This window comes from Thermoactinomyces sp. CICC 10521, from assembly GCF_016055135.1.
Taxonomy (GTDB): domain Bacteria; phylum Bacillota; class Bacilli; order Thermoactinomycetales; family Thermoactinomycetaceae; genus Thermoactinomyces_A; species Thermoactinomyces_A daqus.
On sequence record NZ_JAECVZ010000002.1, the window covers coordinates 110,665 to 129,892 of the forward strand.

General features: G+C 48.2%; 19 protein-coding genes. 17 read left to right on the forward strand and 2 right to left on the reverse strand.

Features of this window, described 5'->3' with window-relative positions:
* The first annotated feature begins 143 nt into the window (after positions 1-143).
* A complete protein-coding gene (gene nagB, locus I8U17_RS02495; protein ID WP_198058989.1) occupies positions 144-881 on the forward strand; it encodes a glucosamine-6-phosphate deaminase in 738 nt (245 codons plus the stop codon).
* A gap of 224 nt (positions 882-1,105) precedes the next feature.
* Positions 1,106-1,519, forward strand: a complete 414-nt coding sequence (locus I8U17_RS02500) for a VOC family protein (protein WP_198058990.1) — start codon at positions 1,106-1,108, stop codon at positions 1,517-1,519.
* A 194-nt stretch (positions 1,520-1,713) separates the two neighbouring features.
* On the opposite strand, the gene I8U17_RS02505 is transcribed toward I8U17_RS02500, so the two are convergent.
* Positions 1,714-3,306 (reverse strand): APC family permease, encoded by a 1,593-nt coding sequence (locus tag I8U17_RS02505; protein ID WP_198055445.1) that lies wholly within the window; start codon positions 3,304-3,306, stop codon positions 1,714-1,716.
* 552 nt (positions 3,307-3,858) lie between these two features.
* Here I8U17_RS02505 and I8U17_RS02510 point away from each other — a divergent pair.
* The 6 genes from I8U17_RS02510 (at position 3,859) to I8U17_RS02530 (ending at position 8,914) form a co-directional block, all read left to right on the forward strand.
* Positions 3,859-4,899: a LacI family DNA-binding transcriptional regulator gene (locus I8U17_RS02510; protein ID WP_198055444.1), complete on the forward strand. Its 1,041-nt coding sequence runs from the start codon at positions 3,859-3,861 to the stop codon at positions 4,897-4,899.
* A gap of 274 nt (positions 4,900-5,173) precedes the next feature.
* The gene (locus tag I8U17_RS18710; protein WP_370589203.1) at positions 5,174-5,326 is read left to right on the forward strand and encodes a hypothetical protein; all 153 of its coding nucleotides are present in this window, start codon (positions 5,174-5,176) and stop codon (positions 5,324-5,326) included.
* A gap of 39 nt (positions 5,327-5,365) precedes the next feature.
* Positions 5,366-5,527: a hypothetical protein gene (locus I8U17_RS18715; RefSeq protein WP_370589204.1), complete on the forward strand. Its 162-nt coding sequence runs from the start codon at positions 5,366-5,368 to the stop codon at positions 5,525-5,527.
* A 132-nt stretch (positions 5,528-5,659) separates the two neighbouring features.
* Positions 5,660-6,919, forward strand: coding sequence for an MFS transporter (locus I8U17_RS02520; RefSeq protein WP_198055443.1), 1,260 nt, complete (start codon positions 5,660-5,662; stop codon positions 6,917-6,919).
* An 11-nt stretch (positions 6,920-6,930) separates the two neighbouring features.
* Positions 6,931-7,383, forward strand: a complete 453-nt coding sequence (locus I8U17_RS02525; protein WP_198058991.1) for a phosphoheptose isomerase family protein — start codon at positions 6,931-6,933, stop codon at positions 7,381-7,383.
* Positions 7,384-7,642: 259 nt separating this feature from the next.
* Positions 7,643-8,914 carry a metal-dependent hydrolase family protein gene (locus I8U17_RS02530; protein WP_198055441.1) on the forward strand — a complete coding sequence of 424 codons (1,272 nt, stop codon included), beginning with the start codon at positions 7,643-7,645 and terminating at the stop codon, positions 8,912-8,914.
* A 46-nt stretch (positions 8,915-8,960) separates the two neighbouring features.
* Here I8U17_RS02530 and I8U17_RS02535 read toward each other — a convergent pair whose 3' ends face one another.
* Complete coding sequence (locus I8U17_RS02535; protein WP_198055440.1) at positions 8,961-9,509, reverse strand: flavodoxin family protein; 549 nt, start codon at positions 9,507-9,509, stop codon at positions 8,961-8,963.
* A 347-nt stretch (positions 9,510-9,856) separates the two neighbouring features.
* On the opposite strand from I8U17_RS02535, the gene I8U17_RS02540 reads away from it, so the two are divergent.
* From I8U17_RS02540 to I8U17_RS02580, 9 genes are all read left to right on the forward strand, one after another.
* A complete protein-coding gene (locus tag I8U17_RS02540; RefSeq protein WP_198058992.1) occupies positions 9,857-10,786 on the forward strand; it encodes an ABC transporter ATP-binding protein in 930 nt (309 codons plus the stop codon).
* Complete coding sequence (locus I8U17_RS02545) at positions 10,779-11,558, forward strand: ABC transporter permease (RefSeq protein WP_052154200.1); 780 nt, start codon at positions 10,779-10,781, stop codon at positions 11,556-11,558. The genes I8U17_RS02540 and I8U17_RS02545 overlap by 8 nt, the downstream gene beginning before the upstream one ends.
* A gap of 123 nt (positions 11,559-11,681) precedes the next feature.
* Entirely contained in the window at positions 11,682-12,722 is a 1,041-nt protein-coding gene (locus tag I8U17_RS02550) for an NADP-dependent oxidoreductase (protein WP_033101056.1), read from the forward strand.
* 324 nt (positions 12,723-13,046) lie between these two features.
* A complete protein-coding gene (locus I8U17_RS02555; RefSeq protein ID WP_081943851.1) occupies positions 13,047-14,090 on the forward strand; it encodes a permease in 1,044 nt (347 codons plus the stop codon).
* 19 nt (positions 14,091-14,109) lie between these two features.
* A complete protein-coding gene (locus tag I8U17_RS02560) occupies positions 14,110-14,928 on the forward strand; it encodes a TIGR03943 family putative permease subunit (RefSeq protein WP_198058993.1) in 819 nt (272 codons plus the stop codon).
* 437 nt (positions 14,929-15,365) lie between these two features.
* Complete coding sequence (locus I8U17_RS02565) at positions 15,366-15,809, forward strand: MarR family winged helix-turn-helix transcriptional regulator (RefSeq protein ID WP_052154201.1); 444 nt, start codon at positions 15,366-15,368, stop codon at positions 15,807-15,809.
* A 15-nt stretch (positions 15,810-15,824) separates the two neighbouring features.
* Positions 15,825-16,523 carry an HlyD family secretion protein gene (locus I8U17_RS02570; protein ID WP_052154202.1) on the forward strand — a complete coding sequence of 233 codons (699 nt, stop codon included), beginning with the start codon at positions 15,825-15,827 and terminating at the stop codon, positions 16,521-16,523.
* Between the two features lie 36 nt (positions 16,524-16,559).
* On the forward strand, positions 16,560-17,195 hold the full coding sequence (locus I8U17_RS02575) for a biotin/lipoyl-containing protein (protein ID WP_198055438.1): 636 nt from the start codon (positions 16,560-16,562) through the stop codon (positions 17,193-17,195).
* A 100-nt stretch (positions 17,196-17,295) separates the two neighbouring features.
* Positions 17,296-18,849 (forward strand): DHA2 family efflux MFS transporter permease subunit, encoded by a 1,554-nt coding sequence (locus I8U17_RS02580; protein ID WP_198059028.1) that lies wholly within the window; start codon positions 17,296-17,298, stop codon positions 18,847-18,849.
* Positions 18,850-19,228: the final 379 nt, after the last annotated feature.

The window sequence follows — 19,228 nt, forward strand, 5'->3', positions numbered from 1 at the left end:
GAAAGCATAGCCACCATAAATAACCAATTGCATATAAATGATCCATTTTTTCAAAAACTGATGATGTCTGTTGCAAATGGAACCGGACATTGAACCAGGTAAAGGGGAAAGTGGCAGTTTTCATAACGGAAGGAGGGGCCGCGATGCAGCTGATCAAGGCAAAAGATTATCCTGATCTCTGCCATAAGGCAGCCGAACTCATTTTAAGGAAGGTCAAAGGGCAGAAAAAGCTGACTTTGGGTCTGGCGACTGGTGGCACACCACAAGGGGTTTATCGAATACTGGTGGAAGAGGCGAGGCAAAACGGCACTACCTACCAGCACGTCACCACGTTTAATTTGGATGAATATGTAGGGCTGCCGCCTGATCATCCGCAAAGCTATCATACCTATATGAATAAAAAACTGTTTGATTTTATCGACATACCCCCGCAAAATGTCCATATACCCGATGGCATGGCGGAAAATCTGGAAGAGGAATGCAGACGTTATGAGCAAATGATCGACCAAAGCGGCGGAATTGATCTGCAACTGCTGGGGATTGGCATCAACGGGCATATCGGTTTCAATGAACCGGGAACTTCATTTCACTCCTTTACGCATGTTGTTAAATTGGAAGAATCGACCCGGATCGCCAACAGCCGATTTTTCTCTTCCCTGGAGGAAGTCCCGGCCTTCGCCGTCACGATGGGGATCGCATCGATCATGAAGAGTAAAGAGATCTTGCTGCTCGCCGTCGGCAAAAGAAAAGCGGAAGTGTTGCAGCGGCTCATTTACGGCGAGGTGACCGAAGAACTGCCGGCATCTGTTTTAAAAATGCATCAACATGTGACCATCATTGCCGATGAAGAAGCCCTTTCTTCTCTTTCCATCCGTTGTTAGGATGGTTGATCAGAAGAGGTCGTCCGGATTGCGGGCGGCTTCTTTTTGTATGTAGGAGTACAGGAAAGTTTCAATCGTTCACAATGCTCTTCACCCTCAAAAAACAGGGTTACGAAACATATGTTCCGGATTATAATCCCGAATAGAGGTGAAGACTGGATAAATATAACCGTTCATGAAAATGCGTTCCAACATTACATGAGGAAAGGAAGTCGAATGGACAGGTGATTCAGGCAAAAATTAATCCCTATTTGTACTTGCGGGGAAACAGTGAGGAAGCGATGTATTTTTATAGGGATGTTTTTGGCGGGGAAATCGTTACCCTTCGACGCTATGGAGATGTACCGGATATCTCTTGTGCTGAAGAGGACCGGGACAAAATTCTGCACGGTCATCTCAAGGTGGCGGATCAAGCGATCTATTTCTCAGATGCGATCGGAAACCAATCTGTCAACTTTGGAAATCAGGTGAGTCTGACATTGGAGTTGACAGAAGCGGATGTGATTGAAAAGGTGTACAACGCTTTGGCTGAAGGCGGAGAAGTTCTTATGCCGCTTCAGGACACTTTTTGGGGGGCGAAATACGGGAAGCTGACCGACCGGTTCGGCATCAACTGGGACTTGAATTGTCAACTGTAATTTTCTGACGTAAGTCATTGAAAGGGGCTATTGTCCGTGTTGATACTGCATGGGTTTGCATGCTTGAGACTTTCAAGATCATGACGGAACTTTGCATCACGAAAGCAGTGACGGTTTCAAATGTGAATAGAATCTGCGTTTATAAAAAAACTGCTGCCCAGCCAGGTGGACAGTCAGTTTTTAAAGAACGAGGATCAGTTGGCGATTTTCATCTGTTCGTTGCTCTGCTCATCCTGTTTGCCTTGATAGGAAGGCAAAGCGCTGCGGATGCCCCAGAAATAAAATATCAGAGCTGCGATGACGACGACAACCATATCCATGCCGTAAGGGATGTGATTGGTTCCGCCGAATTTGCTGCTGCCCAGATAGGAAATTCCCATCATCACGATCAGATAGACGACCAGCCAGAGGCCGGCTTTAAAGTTGGCAGCAAAGTCTTTCCAGTTGTTTTTGGCTTGATAGTAGAAATAAACGGGCAATCCGATGATCATGATCAGGGTGACTTGACCGGTCAGCGGCCAGGTCGCCCAATACAGGATCAGCGATGCAACGATAAACGCCAGCGGCGCGATTACCGGCATGCCTTTGATTTTGAGAGGACGTGAAACATTTACGTCTTTCATGCGGCGGAATGCCATGACCGAGATCGGGCCGGTTACGTACGAGATCAGCGTCGCGACGGAAATAACCTCAGCCAGTGATCCCCATCCTCGGAAAATGAACAGGAATAAAAACGAAACAGCCAGGTTAAACCACATCGCCGGTCGCGGAACGCCGTAAACCGGGTGGATTTTTCCAAATATACGTGGGAAATAACCGTTTTGTTCCATACCGTAAATCATCCGGGCCGTGGTTGCCGTATAGGTCATACCCGTACCGGACGGAGAAACGAATGCATCTGCAAACAGCAGGAGGGCAAGCCAGTTCAGGTTTAGAGCCAAGGCCAGATCGGCGAAGGGAGAGCTAAAGTTCAGGACACCCCAGCCTTTGGCCAGCAGATGATCCGGCACTGCACCGATGTAAGCGGTTTGCAACAAGACATAGATGATTCCTGCCAGGAGAATCGAACCGGCGACTGCGATTGGAACGGAACGGCTTGGATTTTTTGCTTCTCCGGCCATATTGATCGGACTTTGAAATCCGTTAAAGGCAAAAACGATTCCCGATGTGGCCACAGCCGTCAGCACGCCTGCCCAGCCGTTCGGAGTGAAACCGCCGGGGGCATGAGTGAAGTTGTTAGCGTGAAAACCGGCGTAAATGAGCCCGATAATCGTCAGTCCGGGAATGAGGAATTTGAAGACGGTGATGGCCGTGTTAACACGGGCAAACAGCTTGACCGTCCAGTAGTTGATCAGGAAATAGACAACGACCAAACAGGCGGCGAGCACCAGCCCGACCGGGGAAAGCGTTTCTCCGTTGTACAGGGCTTTTGCCCATGCCCAAGGCCAGGAACTCATATATTGTATCGAAGCAACCGCTTCCACAGGAATGACGGAAACAATCGCGATCCAGTTGGCCCAGCCGGATATAAACCCAAGAAATGATCCGTGTGAATAATGGCCGTAACGTACCATTCCGCCTGCTTCGGGGAACATCGCGCCCAATTCGGCATAGGTCAAGCCGATGAACATAATGGCGATCATTCCAATGACCCATGCCCAGATCGCGGCGGGTCCGGCAACTGAGGCCGCTTTCCATGCTCCAAAGAGCCAGCCGGATCCAATAATCGAACCGAGGCCGGTCATCATAAGGGCAAATGTTCCAATATTTCTCTTCATCCCTTTCATATGGCTACCTCCAACTATAGCAGGATATACTAGTAGATTAATTCACTGATAATAGTATCGCATAAAAATGAATTGTAAATCAAATTAAAACCTTTTATTTACAAAAATTGTTATTTAGAAAACCGAAATATACCAGGGTTAAAGGCGAAAATTAACCCTTTTGAGTGATGATTTATTTTTATTTAACACGCATAAGAAGGAGAAAAGGTCGCTGTAGAAAATAATGTTCGGATTTTGCGTCATATGATGAAAAACAGTTTGATCAGCCTGGGGAGGTATACGAATAAAATAGAATGTATTTTAATAGATAAGCAGTGTTAATTGGAAAATAAAGGGATATGATGCAGGGGATTGCAAGCGGGCAGATCTGGTCTTCCTTGCTGCCTTGCAAGGAAGGAGATTCAAAAAACTTTTTCCAAGTGGATGTAAATCAACCTGTGGTTAACAGATCAATATCCTGTTTTTTTCGAGGACTTGTGAAAAGAAAGATAATTTGGTATAATGAAACCGGTTTCAAAAATAAATGAGCAGTTGGCATGAGGGACTGTAAAGATGGAAAATAAGAGACAAAAGAAGCAATCGGACCGTGCCACCATTTCAGATGTAGCAAGACTGGCCGGTGTGTCAAAAACGACGATTTCCCGCTATTTAAGCGGAAAGTACCATATGCTGTCTGACAGCACCTTGAACCGAATAGAAAAAGTCATTGCTGAGCTGAATTACCGTCCCAACAAAATGGCAAGAGGTTTGAAACGGGATCGCAGTTACCTGATCGGCATGGTGATCGCTGATATTACCAATCCTTTTTCCACCGCGATTTTGCGCGGGGCCGAGGATGTCTGCAAGCAGCGCGGATACAGCCTGATGGTTTGCAATACGGATAACGATCCGGCCAAAGAGCGTGAATACATTTTTATGCTGCAATCCCACCGGATCGACGGTTTGATCATCAATACGACCGGACGCAACAACAAGTTTTTGCAAGAATTGGCGACAGAGAAAACAGCCGTCGTCCTGGTCGACCGAAAAGTGCCTGAATTGGGATTTGACACCGTGACGCTTGACAATGAACAGGCGATGGCTGCTGGTGTCAACCACTTGCTCGCCCGGGGGTATAAGCACATCGCCCTTTTCAGCGAATCGATTGCCGGCGTGAGTTCGCGGGAGGAACGGGTGCGCACATTTCAAAACATGTTGTCCGATCGTGAAGTCTCCGCTGAAGTTCATGAGATTGATTTACGCGAGTTGCGCGAATTCTCCCTTCTGTTGGATGAGTTTTTTCAAAAGGCGCCGAAGGGAAAGCGGGCCGTCTTTGCGGCAAACGGGGTGATTCTGTTAAAAACGATCCATCTGATTCAGGAGAAAGGAATCGAGATTGGCAAGGATGTGGCCGTTTTGGGATTTGATGATATGGAATGGGCACCGCTGATCGGCCCCGGAATCACGACCCTGGCACAGCCTACTTATGAAATGGGCGTGACCGCGATGAAAAGAGTGTTGGAGCGGATTGACGGGGATCGGTCGCCGGCGCAAAATATCGCTTTTTCCGGTCAATTGCTGGTGCGCGGCTCTACGCCGGAAGTGAGGGACTAGAAAGATTGCCTGTTTTCGCCCTTTTTTGAAACCGATTTCAAAAAAGGTGGGAATGAGAGTTGGATTATGCCGGATGTCGTAACCTTTGGCGAAGCGATGGGAATGTCTGCGGCCGGTAAAGCCGGAGCGCTTCATCGGGTAAGCAGTTTACGCCGGGGGTGGCCGGGGTGGAAACCAATGTCCCCGTCGGTCTGTTCCGGTTGGGATATTGTGCCGGCCGGGTGAGCGAAGTGGGGAATGATCCGTTTGGACAATGGATCAAGGAGAGTTTGTGATGGGAAAACGTGGATATTTCCATGGTGGCGATCCGGACCATCCGACCGGTTTTCAGTTGAAACCCAAGGCGGGCAGCGGTGACCCCGAGGTGGTTTATTTCCGGAATCGGGTGATCTGCCCGGATCCTCACCGGCTATACCGGCCCGCGTGATCTGGCAGCATTTTATCTTGATAAGGAGGTGAATTGGTTGTGATCAAGTTGGGGGCAAGAGGCGCTGATGATCGTACGGTGACGGAAGAAGGGGAAGTTACAGGATTTCCTGTTTCGCAAGTGGTCGATACAGTAGGAGAGGGAGACGGATTTGACGTCGGTGTCCATCAGCGGAATGCTGGAGGGTTTGCCGATCCGTGAAGCGGTTTTGCGGGCAAATGCCATCGGGGCTTGGCAGTAATGAGTCAGGGGAACCAGGATGGATTGCCCGTACGGGAGCAGCCGGAGTCCTATGTCTGCACACCATGACTGCGCACCTGAGGAGTGAATCAGATGGAAAACAATCGTTTGGCCAAAAGCCGCTGGTATCGCTTGATTCCGATCGTTTTCATCACTTACAGCCTGGCCTACCTCGACCGCGCCAACTACGGGTTTGGAGCGGCAGGCGGGATGGCCGAAGATTTGCATATCACAGAGGAAGTTTCCTCGCTGATCGGGGCCTTATTTTTCCTTGGTTATTTCTTTTTTCAAATCCCCGGTGCGCATTATGCCGAAAAGAGAAGTGCGAAAAAGCTGATTTTTTGGACGCTGATCCTTTGGGGATTGTGCGCATCGGCGACTGGATTTCTGACTGATGTAAAAGCGCTGCTGGTAATTCGCTTTGTGCTCGGCGTTGCCGAAAGCGTTGTAATGCCGGCCATGCTCGTGTTTCTCTGCCATTGGTTCACCAAAGAGGAACGATCCCGCGCCAACACGTTTCTCATCCTGGGGAACCCGGTGACGGTTTTGTGGATGTCCGTTGTTTCGGGCTATTTGGTCGATGTGTTCAATTGGCGCTGGATGTTTATCCTTGAAGGGCTTCCGGCGGTGATCTGGGCCTTTGTTTGGGTAAAACTGGTTGACGACAAACCGGAGATGGCGAAATGGCTCACCAAAGAAGAAAAAGCCGGGATTTCCCGAGCATTGGAGCAAGAGCAGCAGACAGTACAGCCGGCCAAAAACTATTGGGAAGCGTTTAAATCGAAAAATGTGATACTGCTCTCCCTGCAATATTTTTGCTGGAGCATCGGTGTTTATGGATTTGTGTTATGGCTGCCATCGATTTTAAAATCGGCGTCAAAAATGGGGATCGTCGCGACAGGATGGCTTTCCTCCGTTCCCTATCTGCTCGCCGTCATTCTTATGCTGGTCGTCTCATATTACTCCGACCGCCTGATGAAGCGGAAAGTATTTGTGTGGCCGCTTCTGCTCATCGGAGCCCTCGCCTTTTCCGGATCGTATCTCTTGGGTAACTCCGACTTTTGGCTTTCCTACGTTTTGCTCGTGATTGCCGGCGGTACGATGTACGCGCCATATGGTCCTTTTTTTGCAATTGTTCCCGAGATTTTGCCGCGCAATGTCGCCGGCGGAGCGATGGCGTTGATCAACAGCATGGGAGCGCTCGGTTCCTTTGTCGGTTCATACGTTGTCGGGTATTTGAACGGTGCGACCGGCAGTCCGAATGCTTCTTATATCTTCATGGCGGCAGCCCTCCTGCTGTCGGTGGTTTTAACCCTGGCTGTAAGCAAAAAAGAGGAGAAACATGAAAGGTGAATATCAGATGAATGACGGCAGGCGAGGCGGTCAGGATCGCTGCCCGGGTGGAAGCGGAAACGGATTGGATTGAAGCGGGGACTTCACTGATCAAGAAGATGGCATGTCGATTGAACGTCTATGTCGTCGGAGAGACGATTGCTCCCGCCATTGCCGCAGAGGATCTCGTCATCACTGTTTCCGGGAAGACACAATCAGTACTGATGATCGAGGAAAAAGCGAGACGGATCGGCTGCAAAGTTCTTGCCGTCACCGCTAATCCGAAGTCTCCGCCGGGGGGTAGGCTGACGCGATCCTTCATGTACTGGCCGCGACCAAGGATCGCCGGCGGGGAAAGAAAGCCGCCATCCAGCCGCCCGGTTCCCTGCCTGACCAGTGCCCCCGCTTTTGCCGGATGCCATTTGCCTGCGGTATGCCTGGTTGAACGCAATCGGCCACCGAAAAGCCAGAGCCAGACATGCTGATTTGGAGCAGCAGATATGTACAAGGCTGTTGCCAAATAGGGTGAAGCGGGATTGATGCTCTATTGCAGCACTTTGTGAGAAAGAAGACAGAAGCTGAAAAGCACCAAGACCAACAGGAAAAATTGAATTTTTTCAATAATAAGGCACGCCTCTTCCAGTTTGGAGAGGTGTTATTTATTAATTGCATTATTATATTTTATTTTCTTTCTATTAGGGTAAATTATCCGTGATTCCGGCTGAGCAGAAAGGAAGGATCAACGTGGAGGCTATCCTGATTAAAAATGTGACCTTAATTGATGGAAAAGGGGGTGAACCGAAGAAAGAGATGGCCGTGCTGGTCCGGGATGGACGCATTGCTGAGGTCGGGCATGTGAATCGCATTCGGATTCCCGATGTGCCGGTGCGGACGATTGATGCGGATGGGTTTACTTTATTGCCGGGATTTATCGATGCCCATGTTCATGTTATGATGTCCCCGGTCAATTTCGCCAATAGTTTGAACACCCCTTTTTCTTATAAATTTTATGATTCGATCCGGAATATGAAAGCCACGGTTGCGGCGGGTGTGACCACTGTGCGGGATGCAGGCGGCGCCGATGCCGGGGTGAAGATGGCCGTGGAAAACGGGCTGGTTCTCGGCCCGCGGATGAAAATCAGCATAACTCCCTTAAGCATAACGGGGGGACACCTCGATTTTTGGCAGCGTTCGGGTGTGGATGTAACGCCGGCCCTTTTTGGCGGATATCCGGGAAACCCGCTGGGGGTCTGCGACGGGCCCGATGAGGTTCGCAAAAAAGTGCGCGAAGTGTTGCGGGCAGGGGCCGATTTCATCAAAGTTTGCAGCACCGGAGGGGTGATGAGCCCCACTGACCATCCGGAATTTACCCAATTTACCCAGGCGGAGCTGGAAGTGATGGTTGAGGAAGCGGCGTTTCGCCGGGGAATCAAAGTGATGGCTCACGCCCAGGGGAACGAGGGGATTAAAAATGCCGTCCGTGCCGGTGTTCATTCGATTGAGCACGGGATTTTCTTGGATGATGAAGCCATTGAGCTCATGCTGAAACAGGGGACGTATCTCGTTCCCACGCTGCTCGCCCCGCTGGCTGTTCTGGAGATGGCGGAGCAGGAGGGAACCATGCCGGAACATGCCATCCGCAAATCAAAAGAAGTGATTGAAATTCACCGGGAGAGCATCAGACAGGCTTTTCGCGCCGGCGTGAAAATCGCGATGGGCACCGATGCCGGGGTGATGGCCCACGGCCAGAATCTGCGCGAATTGGGACTTCTCTGCGAGATCGGCATGTCCCCGATGGAAGCGATTGTGGCTGCGACGCAGATGGCTGCAGCTTGTTTGCAATGGGAGGAAGAGGTGGGCACAATTGAAAAAGGAAAATGGGCGGATTTTGTTTTGACCGGGGTTGATCCGCTGAAAAATATCCGTGCACTTGAAAATCAGGATCAGATCGTGATGGTTATTAAAGGCGGGAAAATCGTGAAGGATCTGCGCAAGCAGGAGTCAAAAACAAAATAAATGGCGAAGCGCCACCTCTTTGCAGGGAAGGGGTGGCGTTTGCCGCTTAAGACTGCACAGCTTGCAGTTGTTGGTTCAATAGCCGCGCCTGATGTAAGGCGTGCTGATCATTCATCACTTCGCCCGGCTTATTTCCGACACCGAGGATATATCCGCCGAATTTCATCGACATAAAGTCAAAAATCAGCTGGAATTGCTGAATGAGAGGAAGTCCCTTCACGTTTATCGAATCTCCTCCGGTGACAATGACAAATGCCTGTTTATCCTTCATGCTTCCTTTGAAATCGTAGTTCGTGTTGCGCAGGCTTTGCGACCAGCGATCGATGAAATTTTTCATCAACCCGGACATTCCGTACCAATACAGCGGAGTAATAAAGAAAATAACATCATGATTTATTACCTGGGTGATGATGCTTTCATAGTCATCGTCAACAGGGTGAAATCCTTCGGGCGAGTGGCGGCCGTCAGCAACGGGAAGGATTTTTTTATGCCGCAGGTAAATCTTGGTCGCCTGAAGCCCGTCCAGGGCATAATCGGCCAGTTGTTCCGAATTTCCACTTTCTCGGGAACTGCCGTAAAGGGCGACGATTTTCATATCCATCAACTCCTGCTTTTGGGAATAGGCAACTTAAACTTGTGTGTTCGCCATCATACAGCAATTCCCTTGTTTTCATGAACGGAAACCGGAAATTCACATGAACGCGCAGACAATCATCATCTTTTTTTATTGTTGACGGAAGCGAAAAACGGGGACAATGGCGCAGGAAAATGGTTCTTTTTTAAAAAGGAGTCCCTGATACAATCAATGTGAAAGACTTTGGGCCGGACAGCACAAATCTGTTACAATTGGATGGAGAGTTTTGTCTGGTGGCAAGGCTTTCAGTCAATAATGTTTTATGATAAACACCTGATGTAAGGTTGATGCTGTCTTGGGAGGGCATTATGAAACGGAAACCGGTTTTGAAGGTGAACAATGTCACGAAAAAAATACATAATAAAACGATTGTCGAAAACCTCTCCTTTAAGGTTTATGCCGGAGAAGTATTTGGGCTCCTCGGTCCCAACGGTGCCGGAAAAACGACCCTCATCCGGATGATCGTCGGATTGATGGGAATCACCGAGGGAGATATTATGATTCATGATTTCAGCATTAAAACGCAATTTGAACAAGCGGTCCGCGGGATTGGAGCGGTGGTCGAAAATCCGGAGTTATATCAATTCATGTCGGGGTACAAGAATTTGGTTCATTTTGCCAGGATGACACCGGGTGTAGACCAGGAGCGGATCGATGAAGTTGTTTCCCTGGTCCGGTTGGAAAATCGCATTCATGATCCGGTTAAGACGTACTCCCTGGGGATGCGCCAGCGCCTGGGTCTGGCACAAGCGATTCTGCACCGCCCTTCGTTGTTGATCCTGGATGAGCCGACTAACGGTCTGGACCCTGCCGGAATCCGCGAACTGCGCGATTATTTGCGCGAACTGGCCAAGAAGGAAAATGTCGCCGTTCTTGTGTCCAGTCATCTTCTGTCCGAGATGGAGCTGATGTGTGACCGGGTGGGAATCATTCGCCAGGGGAAACTGGCAGGCATAAGATCGGTTGGAAAACTTGAAAATCAGAAGGCCGGGATGTTCAAGGTTCACTTTGAAGTTGATTCGGTTGAAAAAATTCCTGAGCTGCTTAAAAAGAAAAGCTGGAACAAAGAATGGGCTCAAGTGCCGGGAGGGTTTGAGATCGAGCTGAAACGGGAGCAGATCGCCGAACTGAACGCCAGAATGACGGAAGCAGGAATAAAAGTTTACGGAATTCGGACCATGGATCAATCGCTGGAGGACAAGTATCTGGAAATGACAGAAGGTGATGAGATTGCCTGATTTTTTTCGCTTGATTCAAAATGAAATGATGAAACAATTTGAGCGGACGAGAACCTATGTAATGCTCGGATTCTATATCGTGGTCAGTTTTTGTTCCGCTTTCGTCTTGAAGTATATGGAAAAGGCTTCGGGAAGGCCGGAGGATCTATGGGGATTTTTCGAGTTTGACTCACACCTGTTGCCGATCGCGCAAATCTTGACCGTGGTGATTGCCGGAGACATCGTGTCGAGCGAGTTTAACTGGGGAACGGTGAAAATGCTGCTGATCCGTCCGGCGCGACGTATAAAAATCCTTTGGGCCAAGTATGTTACCGTGTTGCTGTTTTCCGTGATTTTCGTGGTAACGCTCATCGTCTGCTCCTTTTTGTTTGGAGCGGTCTTTTTCGGCGTCACCTCCGCTTACGGAAGTCCGGTTCCCCTGATCAAGGAGCTGATCACCACATATTCCCTTTATTTTGTGGAAATTGTGATGATGGCGACACTCGCTTTTATGCTATCCGCTTGGACGCGCAGCAGTTCAGTGGCGATCGGCCTCTCGGTTTTTCTGGTGTTTGCCGGGGCCGTTCTGATTGAGTTTTTAAATATGTTCGGCTTTGCCTGGGGAAAATATCTCCTCTTTGCCAATATGGATTTCACACAGTATCTCTCAGGGGGACAACCGCCTTATCCGGGCATGAGCGCCACTTTTTCCGTCATCGTTTTACTGGTCTATTTTATTCTTTTCCACATAATCTCATGGTGGGCATTTGCAAAAAGAGATATTACTGTTTGAGGCCGGAAATTTGGTTTGAGATCAAAAGTGGACCGGGAAAAGGGTTAACAGGTTTGCTTTTGTGAAAAAATGTGCCGAAAAAATGATGTTTTCTTGAACCAAATTTGCGATGGAGGCGAAAGTATGGCCGAAGCGTTGGCAAACAAAAAGATCTTATTGGTAAAAAGGCCGAAAGGACTGCCGGCAAAAGACGATTTCAAAATGGTTGAAGGGACTGTGCCGGAGCCGAAAACGGGTGAAGTATTGGTTCGCACCTTATACTTATCGGTTGATCCCTATATGCGGGGACGGATGAATGACCAAAAATCGTATGTTCCTCCATATCCGCTCAATGAAGTGATTACCGGAGGGGTGATCGGCGAGGTTATCCAGTCCAGGGCAAGCGAACTGGATGAAGGGGATCTCGTGATCGGCAATTATGGCTGGCAAACGATGCAAACGGTGGATAGTGCGCAATTGCGAAAGATCGATGAAACGATCGCCCCGGTTACCACGGCCTTGGGGATTCTGGGCATGACCGGGCTGACCGCGTATTTCGGGTTGCTTGATATCGGCCGGCCGAAACCGGGGGAAACCGTTGTTGTGTCCGGTGCGGCAGGGGCGGTTGGTATGACGGTTGGCCAAATTGCCAAAATTAAAGGGTGCCGTGTTGTGGGGATTGCCGGTTCAGACAGGAAGATTCAATACCTGCTCGACGAGCTTGGATTTGATGCCGCCATTAACTACAAGACGACGAAAGAGTTGAAAAAAGCGTTGGCAGAAGCTTGCCCGGAGGGTGTGGATATCTATTTTGACAATGTCGGGGGCGAAATCTCCGATGCGGTCATGCGACTGTTGAATCCCCACGCCCGTATTCCGGTCTGTGGCCAAATTTCCTTGTACAACCTGGAAAAGGCCGATATCGGGCCGAGGATACAACCCTTGCTGCTGATCAATAAGGCGCTGATGAAAGGGTTTATCGTATCCGATTATGCAGCCCGATTCGATGAAGGAACCAACCAGTTGGCTGAATGGTTGAAGCAGGGCAAATTGAAATATGAAGAAAATATTGTGGAAGGTTTTGAGAATACCATTGATGCTTTTCTCGGATTGTTCAAAGGGGAAAATCTGGGCAAACAGCTGGTCAAGGTGGCAGAGCCCTCCAAGCGGCCTGTGAAAGAATAACCTTAACAGCCTGATGTGATATAAAAAGTCGGTGACGCAAAGGACGTTACCGTCTTTTTTTATATTTTTTTGCGAGCGGGAAAGAGTTCATCTTTGGATCGTGTTTGTTTTGAGCGGGGCAGAAATCAGAATCAGCCTGATTTTTTCTTCGGTTGAATTTATCCTGATTTTGAAACAATTATTGATTTATAAAGGGTTGATGTTTTGATATGATATTGAAAGCGGGAATTAAATCGTAATAATTTTGATTTAGCTCGTCATAAAATTCCAATATGATGACAAATCAACATGCCGGATCGCGTTCAGACTGGAGGAACAATCAGAATGTGGCTGAAAAATTACTACATTGAGATTACGGGAGTTCTCGTTTTTATCGCCCTGTTTTACTTTTTAACTTCCGGTCAGATCATGGAACTCGGAAGTTTGATGGCGAAATTTGCAATTACGGATAACGTTCAGTTGCAAAACCTGTCCACCATTTTTCTCAGCATTTTTATTGAAGGTTTGCCATTTATTTTGATGGGGGTATTTGTCTCCGTCTTGATCCATGAGTTTGTGGATGAAGAGGTCATCTGGAAGTGGATCCCCAAAAACCCGCTCTTATCAATCCCTCTGGCGGCGTGTCTTGGAATCTTTCTTCCGATCTGCGAATGCGGAATTGTGCCAGTCGCCCGTCGTTTGATCCAAAAAGGGCTTCCGGCTCATACCGCATTTACGTTTTTACTGGCAGCTCCGATTGTGAACCCTGTTACCGCCGTTTCTACCTATATTGCTTTCCGAAACAACTGGGATATGGTTTTCCTGCGTCTCGGATTGGGGGCGGGGATTGCCGTGGCGATGGGGATTATGTTTTTGCTTTTTTTCAGTAAGACCGATGTTTTAAAAGGAAATCTGCAAAAAGCAGACTGCCATCATTCCTGCCATCACGATCATGCTCATCCACATGATCACTGCCATGACCATCGGGGTTTGGAAGCGCGATTGTGTCATGCGTTCTATCATGCGATCTTTGAATTTATTGACATGGGAAAGTATTTTGTGGCCGGCGCTTTCATCGCAGCCTGCTTTCAAACGTTTATTGGATTGTCAGTGATGAAATCGGTTGCTGCACATGAGGGGATCGCTGTGATCGTGATGATGGGAATCGCATTCGGACTGTCCATTTGTTCATCATCGGATGCGTTTGTGGCCGCTTCTTTTCGGGGAATTTTAGGAAACGCTCCCCTGTTCAGTTTCCTCGTATACGGGCCGATGATGGATTTGAAAAATTTACTGATGATGATCGGGAGCTTTCGCTCTTCTGTCGTTTGGTTTTTTTGGGGCGGAACCACGCTCCTGACCATTCTGTCAATCTTGCTGTTTGTCTAAATGAAAGGAGACCGGATGAATGACCGCAATCCTTCGCACTGCCATTCTCATCGGGAATGCGATCATGCTTTTATACCTTCTCGTCACGAAAAACATCGACCTGTTTATTAACCCGCGGTTGAAGTGGTTGGTGGCGATCAGTATCTTTTTATTGCTTGTCCTGGGTTTGATTCAATTATGGAATCTGAAAGAGAAAGATATACATAGAACAGGATTTTGGGGATATGGATTCGTCATTTTTCCCCTTTTTATGTTTTTCCTGTTTCCGCCGAAGGTTTTGGATGGGAGCATTGCCAATCATAAAATGTTTACCTACTTATCTTCGCAATCGGATCAGAAAGTGTTAACCAAAAGCCAGTCTGATCAGAATAACGATGGGAAAAATAGCACCGACAAAGGCCAAAGCGAGACTCTCTCCGACGGCCAGGAGAGCTGGGAGGCGCAATACAAAAAGGAAGCGGCTGAATTGGTAAAAATGCCGGTAATTACTTTCAACGATCAAAATTATTTTGAACGGCTGAACGTGATTTTGCTGTATCCCGAGAAATTCAAAGGAAAGAAAATCCGGACCATGGGTTTTGTCTACCGGGACGAATCGTTTAAATCCAACCAGTTTGTTCCCGGACGGATGGCGGTTAGCTGTTGCGTGGCCGACGCGGCGGTTGTGGGAATCTTGGCTGAAGACAATCATGCCGATTCTCTGAAAAAGGACCGTTGGGTTGAAGTGGAGGGAACGCTGAAGACGGAAAAGATTGAGGGGGAAATAACGCCCGTGATTAAAGTAGAGTCTGTGAAGTTTGTATCTCCTCCCAAAAATCCCTATATTTATCCCTCTTAGACATTGACGGCTTTCGCTGCTTTTCGCAACTTCAATGAACGGAATGGTTGGAGATTTTTACGTTGCAGGTCGTTTCATTTTAACAGCCCTGCATCTTCAGTTTTCAAAGGGCTGCTGCTATCCTGAAAAAACGGTCAGTCTGCGAAAGGGGAAAAACATTCCCGCACGCCTGAGCAAACGAATTTTCAATCGGAAAGAGGATACAAGAGATTATCAGCGGAAAGACCATGGGACTTTGGAACGAGTTTTTCATTTCAGAGTCCTTTTTTGTATGCTAAAAAATAAACCGAATGAAATTTTATTATGAAAGCTTTAAAAAATATTTCACAAACCTAATTGTTTTTGGTGTTGACATTTAACCTCATTAAATTTTATTATATTAATCGTTCGTATGAGGAATATTTTCGATCCCTAAATGTTAACGGGAGTGACCATCTTTGGTAAGCGACGAACAGATTCAAGAACTCATCAATGCCATGCACAGTTGTTTTCAGGCTTATCGCAAGATCTTGCAAGAAGAGTTAAAAACTTGCCATTTGACGATACCTCAGGCTCGGGTGATCCAGGTTTTGCGGGAGGACGGCCGGCAATCGTTCGGCGAGTTGAGCAAGAAATTGGAAACATCGACCAGTTCGATCACCGGGATTGTCGATCGTTTGGAAAAAAGCGGATGGGTCAAGCGCGAGCGGGATGAACATGACCGGCGTATCGTCTGGATCAGCCTGACGGAAAAGGATCAGGAAATGTTTCAACAGTTTTCGTCGAACCAGATTCGCCAGTTGCGTCGATATGTCGACCGCTTAAAACCAAAAGAGGTTGCCAGTTTAACGGATACATTGTTAAAGCTGGCGACCATAATTGAAAGCGAGCCAAATTTATAAGAAGGAGTAAGCCGCATGAAGCGTATTGCAATCAGTATCATCGTGATCGTCTTTCTGGTGGCGGCGGTCGGAGCCGGGGCTTATTATTGGTATCAAAATTCCTTATATGTCAGCACTGATAATGCGCAAGTCCAGGCAGACCTCACCACCGTATATGCCAAACAGACAGGAAGGATTACAGACTGGAAGCTGTCATCTGGAGATAAGGTCTCAGCGGATCAATTGCTGGGAGACGAACAGATGGCCATCGATTCAACGAGCTCGGCCGATGCTGTCAAGCTCTCCGGTCTGGATCAGGCAAAGATGGCAGAGCAACCGGCAGTTGATAAGATTACGTCTCCGATCAACGGGGTGATTTTGCAAACCGATGTCGTGCCGGGAGAAGTGGTGGCACAAGGACAGCCGCTCGCCATGATTGCCGATTTGTCCAATGCTTACATTACCGCTTATATCGATGAACAGGAGATTAACGATGTGAGCAAAGGCAAAGACGTCGACATTTCACTGGATTCTTATCCTGGTGATTCTTTCCACGGAAAAGTGGTGGAAATCGGCAATTCTGCCGGAAATGTCCTTCAGGCGTCATCTGCATTGACGGCGAAAACGACGGATTCGCCGGAAGTGCAACGTGTTCCGGTCAAAATTTCGATTGATGATTTGAATGGGAAATACATCGCTCTTGGAATGAATGCGTCCGTACAAATACACAAATAGGAGAGCAGAAAATTTTCCGGTGAGAGGAGAACTTTCATGAAGACAGGAAAGTTATTGTTGATCAATGCGGTTATTTTTATTATCATTGTCGGACTTGGGATCGGCGGATACTACTACTATTACAACGAAACCAATTTCATTCAAACCGATGATGCGAAAGTGATGGGAGATATTGTACCTGTTGCTGCTGACAGCGCAGGAAAGTTGACCGAATGGAAAGTGAATGAAGGAGATCAAGTGACCAAAGGACAGGCGCTCGGAAAAGTTAACATTGGGTCGAACACGGTCGATATTCAAGCTCCGATTGACGGAACGATTGTGCAAAACAAAGGACTGGTCGGGCAAATGGTCGCTCCGGGTCAAGCGTTGGCTGATGTCGTTGATTTTAGCAAGTTGTATATCCTTGCCAATGTCGAAGAAACGGAGATCAAAGATATCAGTGTCGGTCAAGAAGTGGATATTACTGTTGATGCAAATTCTGATACCCGGATCAAAGGGAAGGTCGAGCAGATCGGTCAGGCGACCAACTCTGTTTTCTCTTTGATTCCGCAAAACAATGCCAGTGGCGATTATACGAAAGTGGTACAGCGGATTCCTGTGAAAATTTCGATGGACAATTATCCAAACGGGCTTGTTCCCGGGATGAACGCAGAAGTGAAGATTCATAAATGATCGTTGGCAGAAACAGAAAGGAGGGGCACTTGTGACTCAGCGAAATGAAGCGGAGGCCCAGGGAGGGATTGCCCGTCATATTCCCTTGTTGTCCATCTTGATGTTGGGGGTATTTCTGGCGATCTTGAACCAAACCTTGCTCAATGTCGCCATTCCTCACTTGATCAATGAATTTAACGTCAGCGCGACAACAGCGGAATGGCTCCTCACAGGCTACATGCTGATTAACGGGATCTTGATTCCGATGTCTGCTTACCTGATTGAACGGTTTGGGGTAAGGACCTTATTCCTGGGAGCCATGATCTTCTTTACAGTTGGATCGTTCCTGTGCGGAATCGCGCCTACCTTCAGTGTGATGCTGATCGGCCGCCTGATTCAGGCAGTCGGCGGAGGAATCCTGATGCCGCTCGTTATGACGATCATCTTGTCGATCTTTCCGCCGGAAATGCGCGGGAAAGGAATGGGGATCTTTGGTCTCGGGATGATGTTTGCTCCCGCCGTCGGTCCCACTCTGTCGGGATGGGTCATGGAGCATTACAGTTGGCGCGTGTTGTTTAACGGCATCGTGCCGCTCAGTTTGTTTGTCACCATCTTTGCTTCGTTCTTGCTAAAAGATACAAAGCCGCGGTCCAAACCGCCGTTTGATTTGTGGGGAACGATTATCTCCACCGCCGGCTTCGGACTGCTCCTGTATGGGTTGAGCGAAGCGGGAAGTAAAGGCTGGGATGATACGGTGGTCGACGTCTCGATCATCGTCGGGATCGTCTTGATCGCCCTGTTCGTTATTTTGCAGCTCAGCTCCAAACATCCGATGCTGGATTTCCGCGTCTTTAAATACGATGCCTTTTCACTGTCCAGTGTCATCAGCGCGCTGGTAACGATCTGCATGTACGCCGGGATGTTTCTGACTCCGATCTATCTGCAAAACTTGCGCGGTTTTACTCCGCTCGAATCCGGCCTGCTCATGTTGCCGGGGGCGGTGATCATGGGGATTATGTCCCCGATTTCCGGGAGTTTGTTTGACAAGATCGGTCCGCGTCCGCTGGCGATTGTTGGCATGCTGATTACGGCTCTGACCACCTATGGATTTACCCAGCTGACATTGGATACGGATTATTTCCATATTCTCATCTTGTTCATGATTCGTTCCTTTGGAATGTCGCTTTTGATGATGACGATCATGACAGCGGGATTGAACCAATTGCCCGCGGAAAAAAATGCGCACGGAACGGCGATGTCCAATACCTTGCGCCAAATTTCCGGTTCGATTGGGATCAGTGTGGTTACGACCATTTTCAGTACGCGCACGACATTCCACCTCGGTAAAATGACGGAATCGGCAAACCTGATGGACCCCGGATTTGCACAAACTTTTCAGGAGCATGTGATGAAATTGACGGATGCCCTTGGAATTCCGATGGCGCAAGCAAAACAGACGCTGGCGACGCTCTTGTTCGGGCAAATTAACCAGCAAGCAGCTGTAATGGGAGTCAATGACGCCTTTTTCTGGTCGATGGGTTTTGCCGTGGTCGGATTTGTCTTAAGTATTTTCCTGCGTGACGTGCGCAAGGATCATCTGAAAAAAGCGACGAAGGAAGATGTTGCCCTCGAAACGGAAAAGATGGAACCGAAAAAAGAGGTTGCAGCAGGTTGATTGCTGACAGGAGAAAATCCGGGCCGGGGAGTGAGGGACCGTGTCCGGCTATTGAGTCATCCGGCAAGATGGGTGCCTCGCGGCCTGATCTCCAATGCACTTTGATAGAAGCAAAGAGAAGCACCAAGATCCTGAAACATGGCAAACAAGCGGAGCGCCCCAAGATCCCGGGGCGCTCTTTTCATTTCGCGCTCATGATTATTTGCACTCACAATCGTCTTTGCCGCAAACCGAACATTTGGAACGGATCAGCATAAGGAATCCTCCTTTCCAGGGATGATAGTTTTATTATAATATAAAATTCATGTTTATTATGAATAATTTGATTATTTTGTTATGAATCAAGCCCGGGGATTTCAGTTTCCGATTCCGAAAAAAG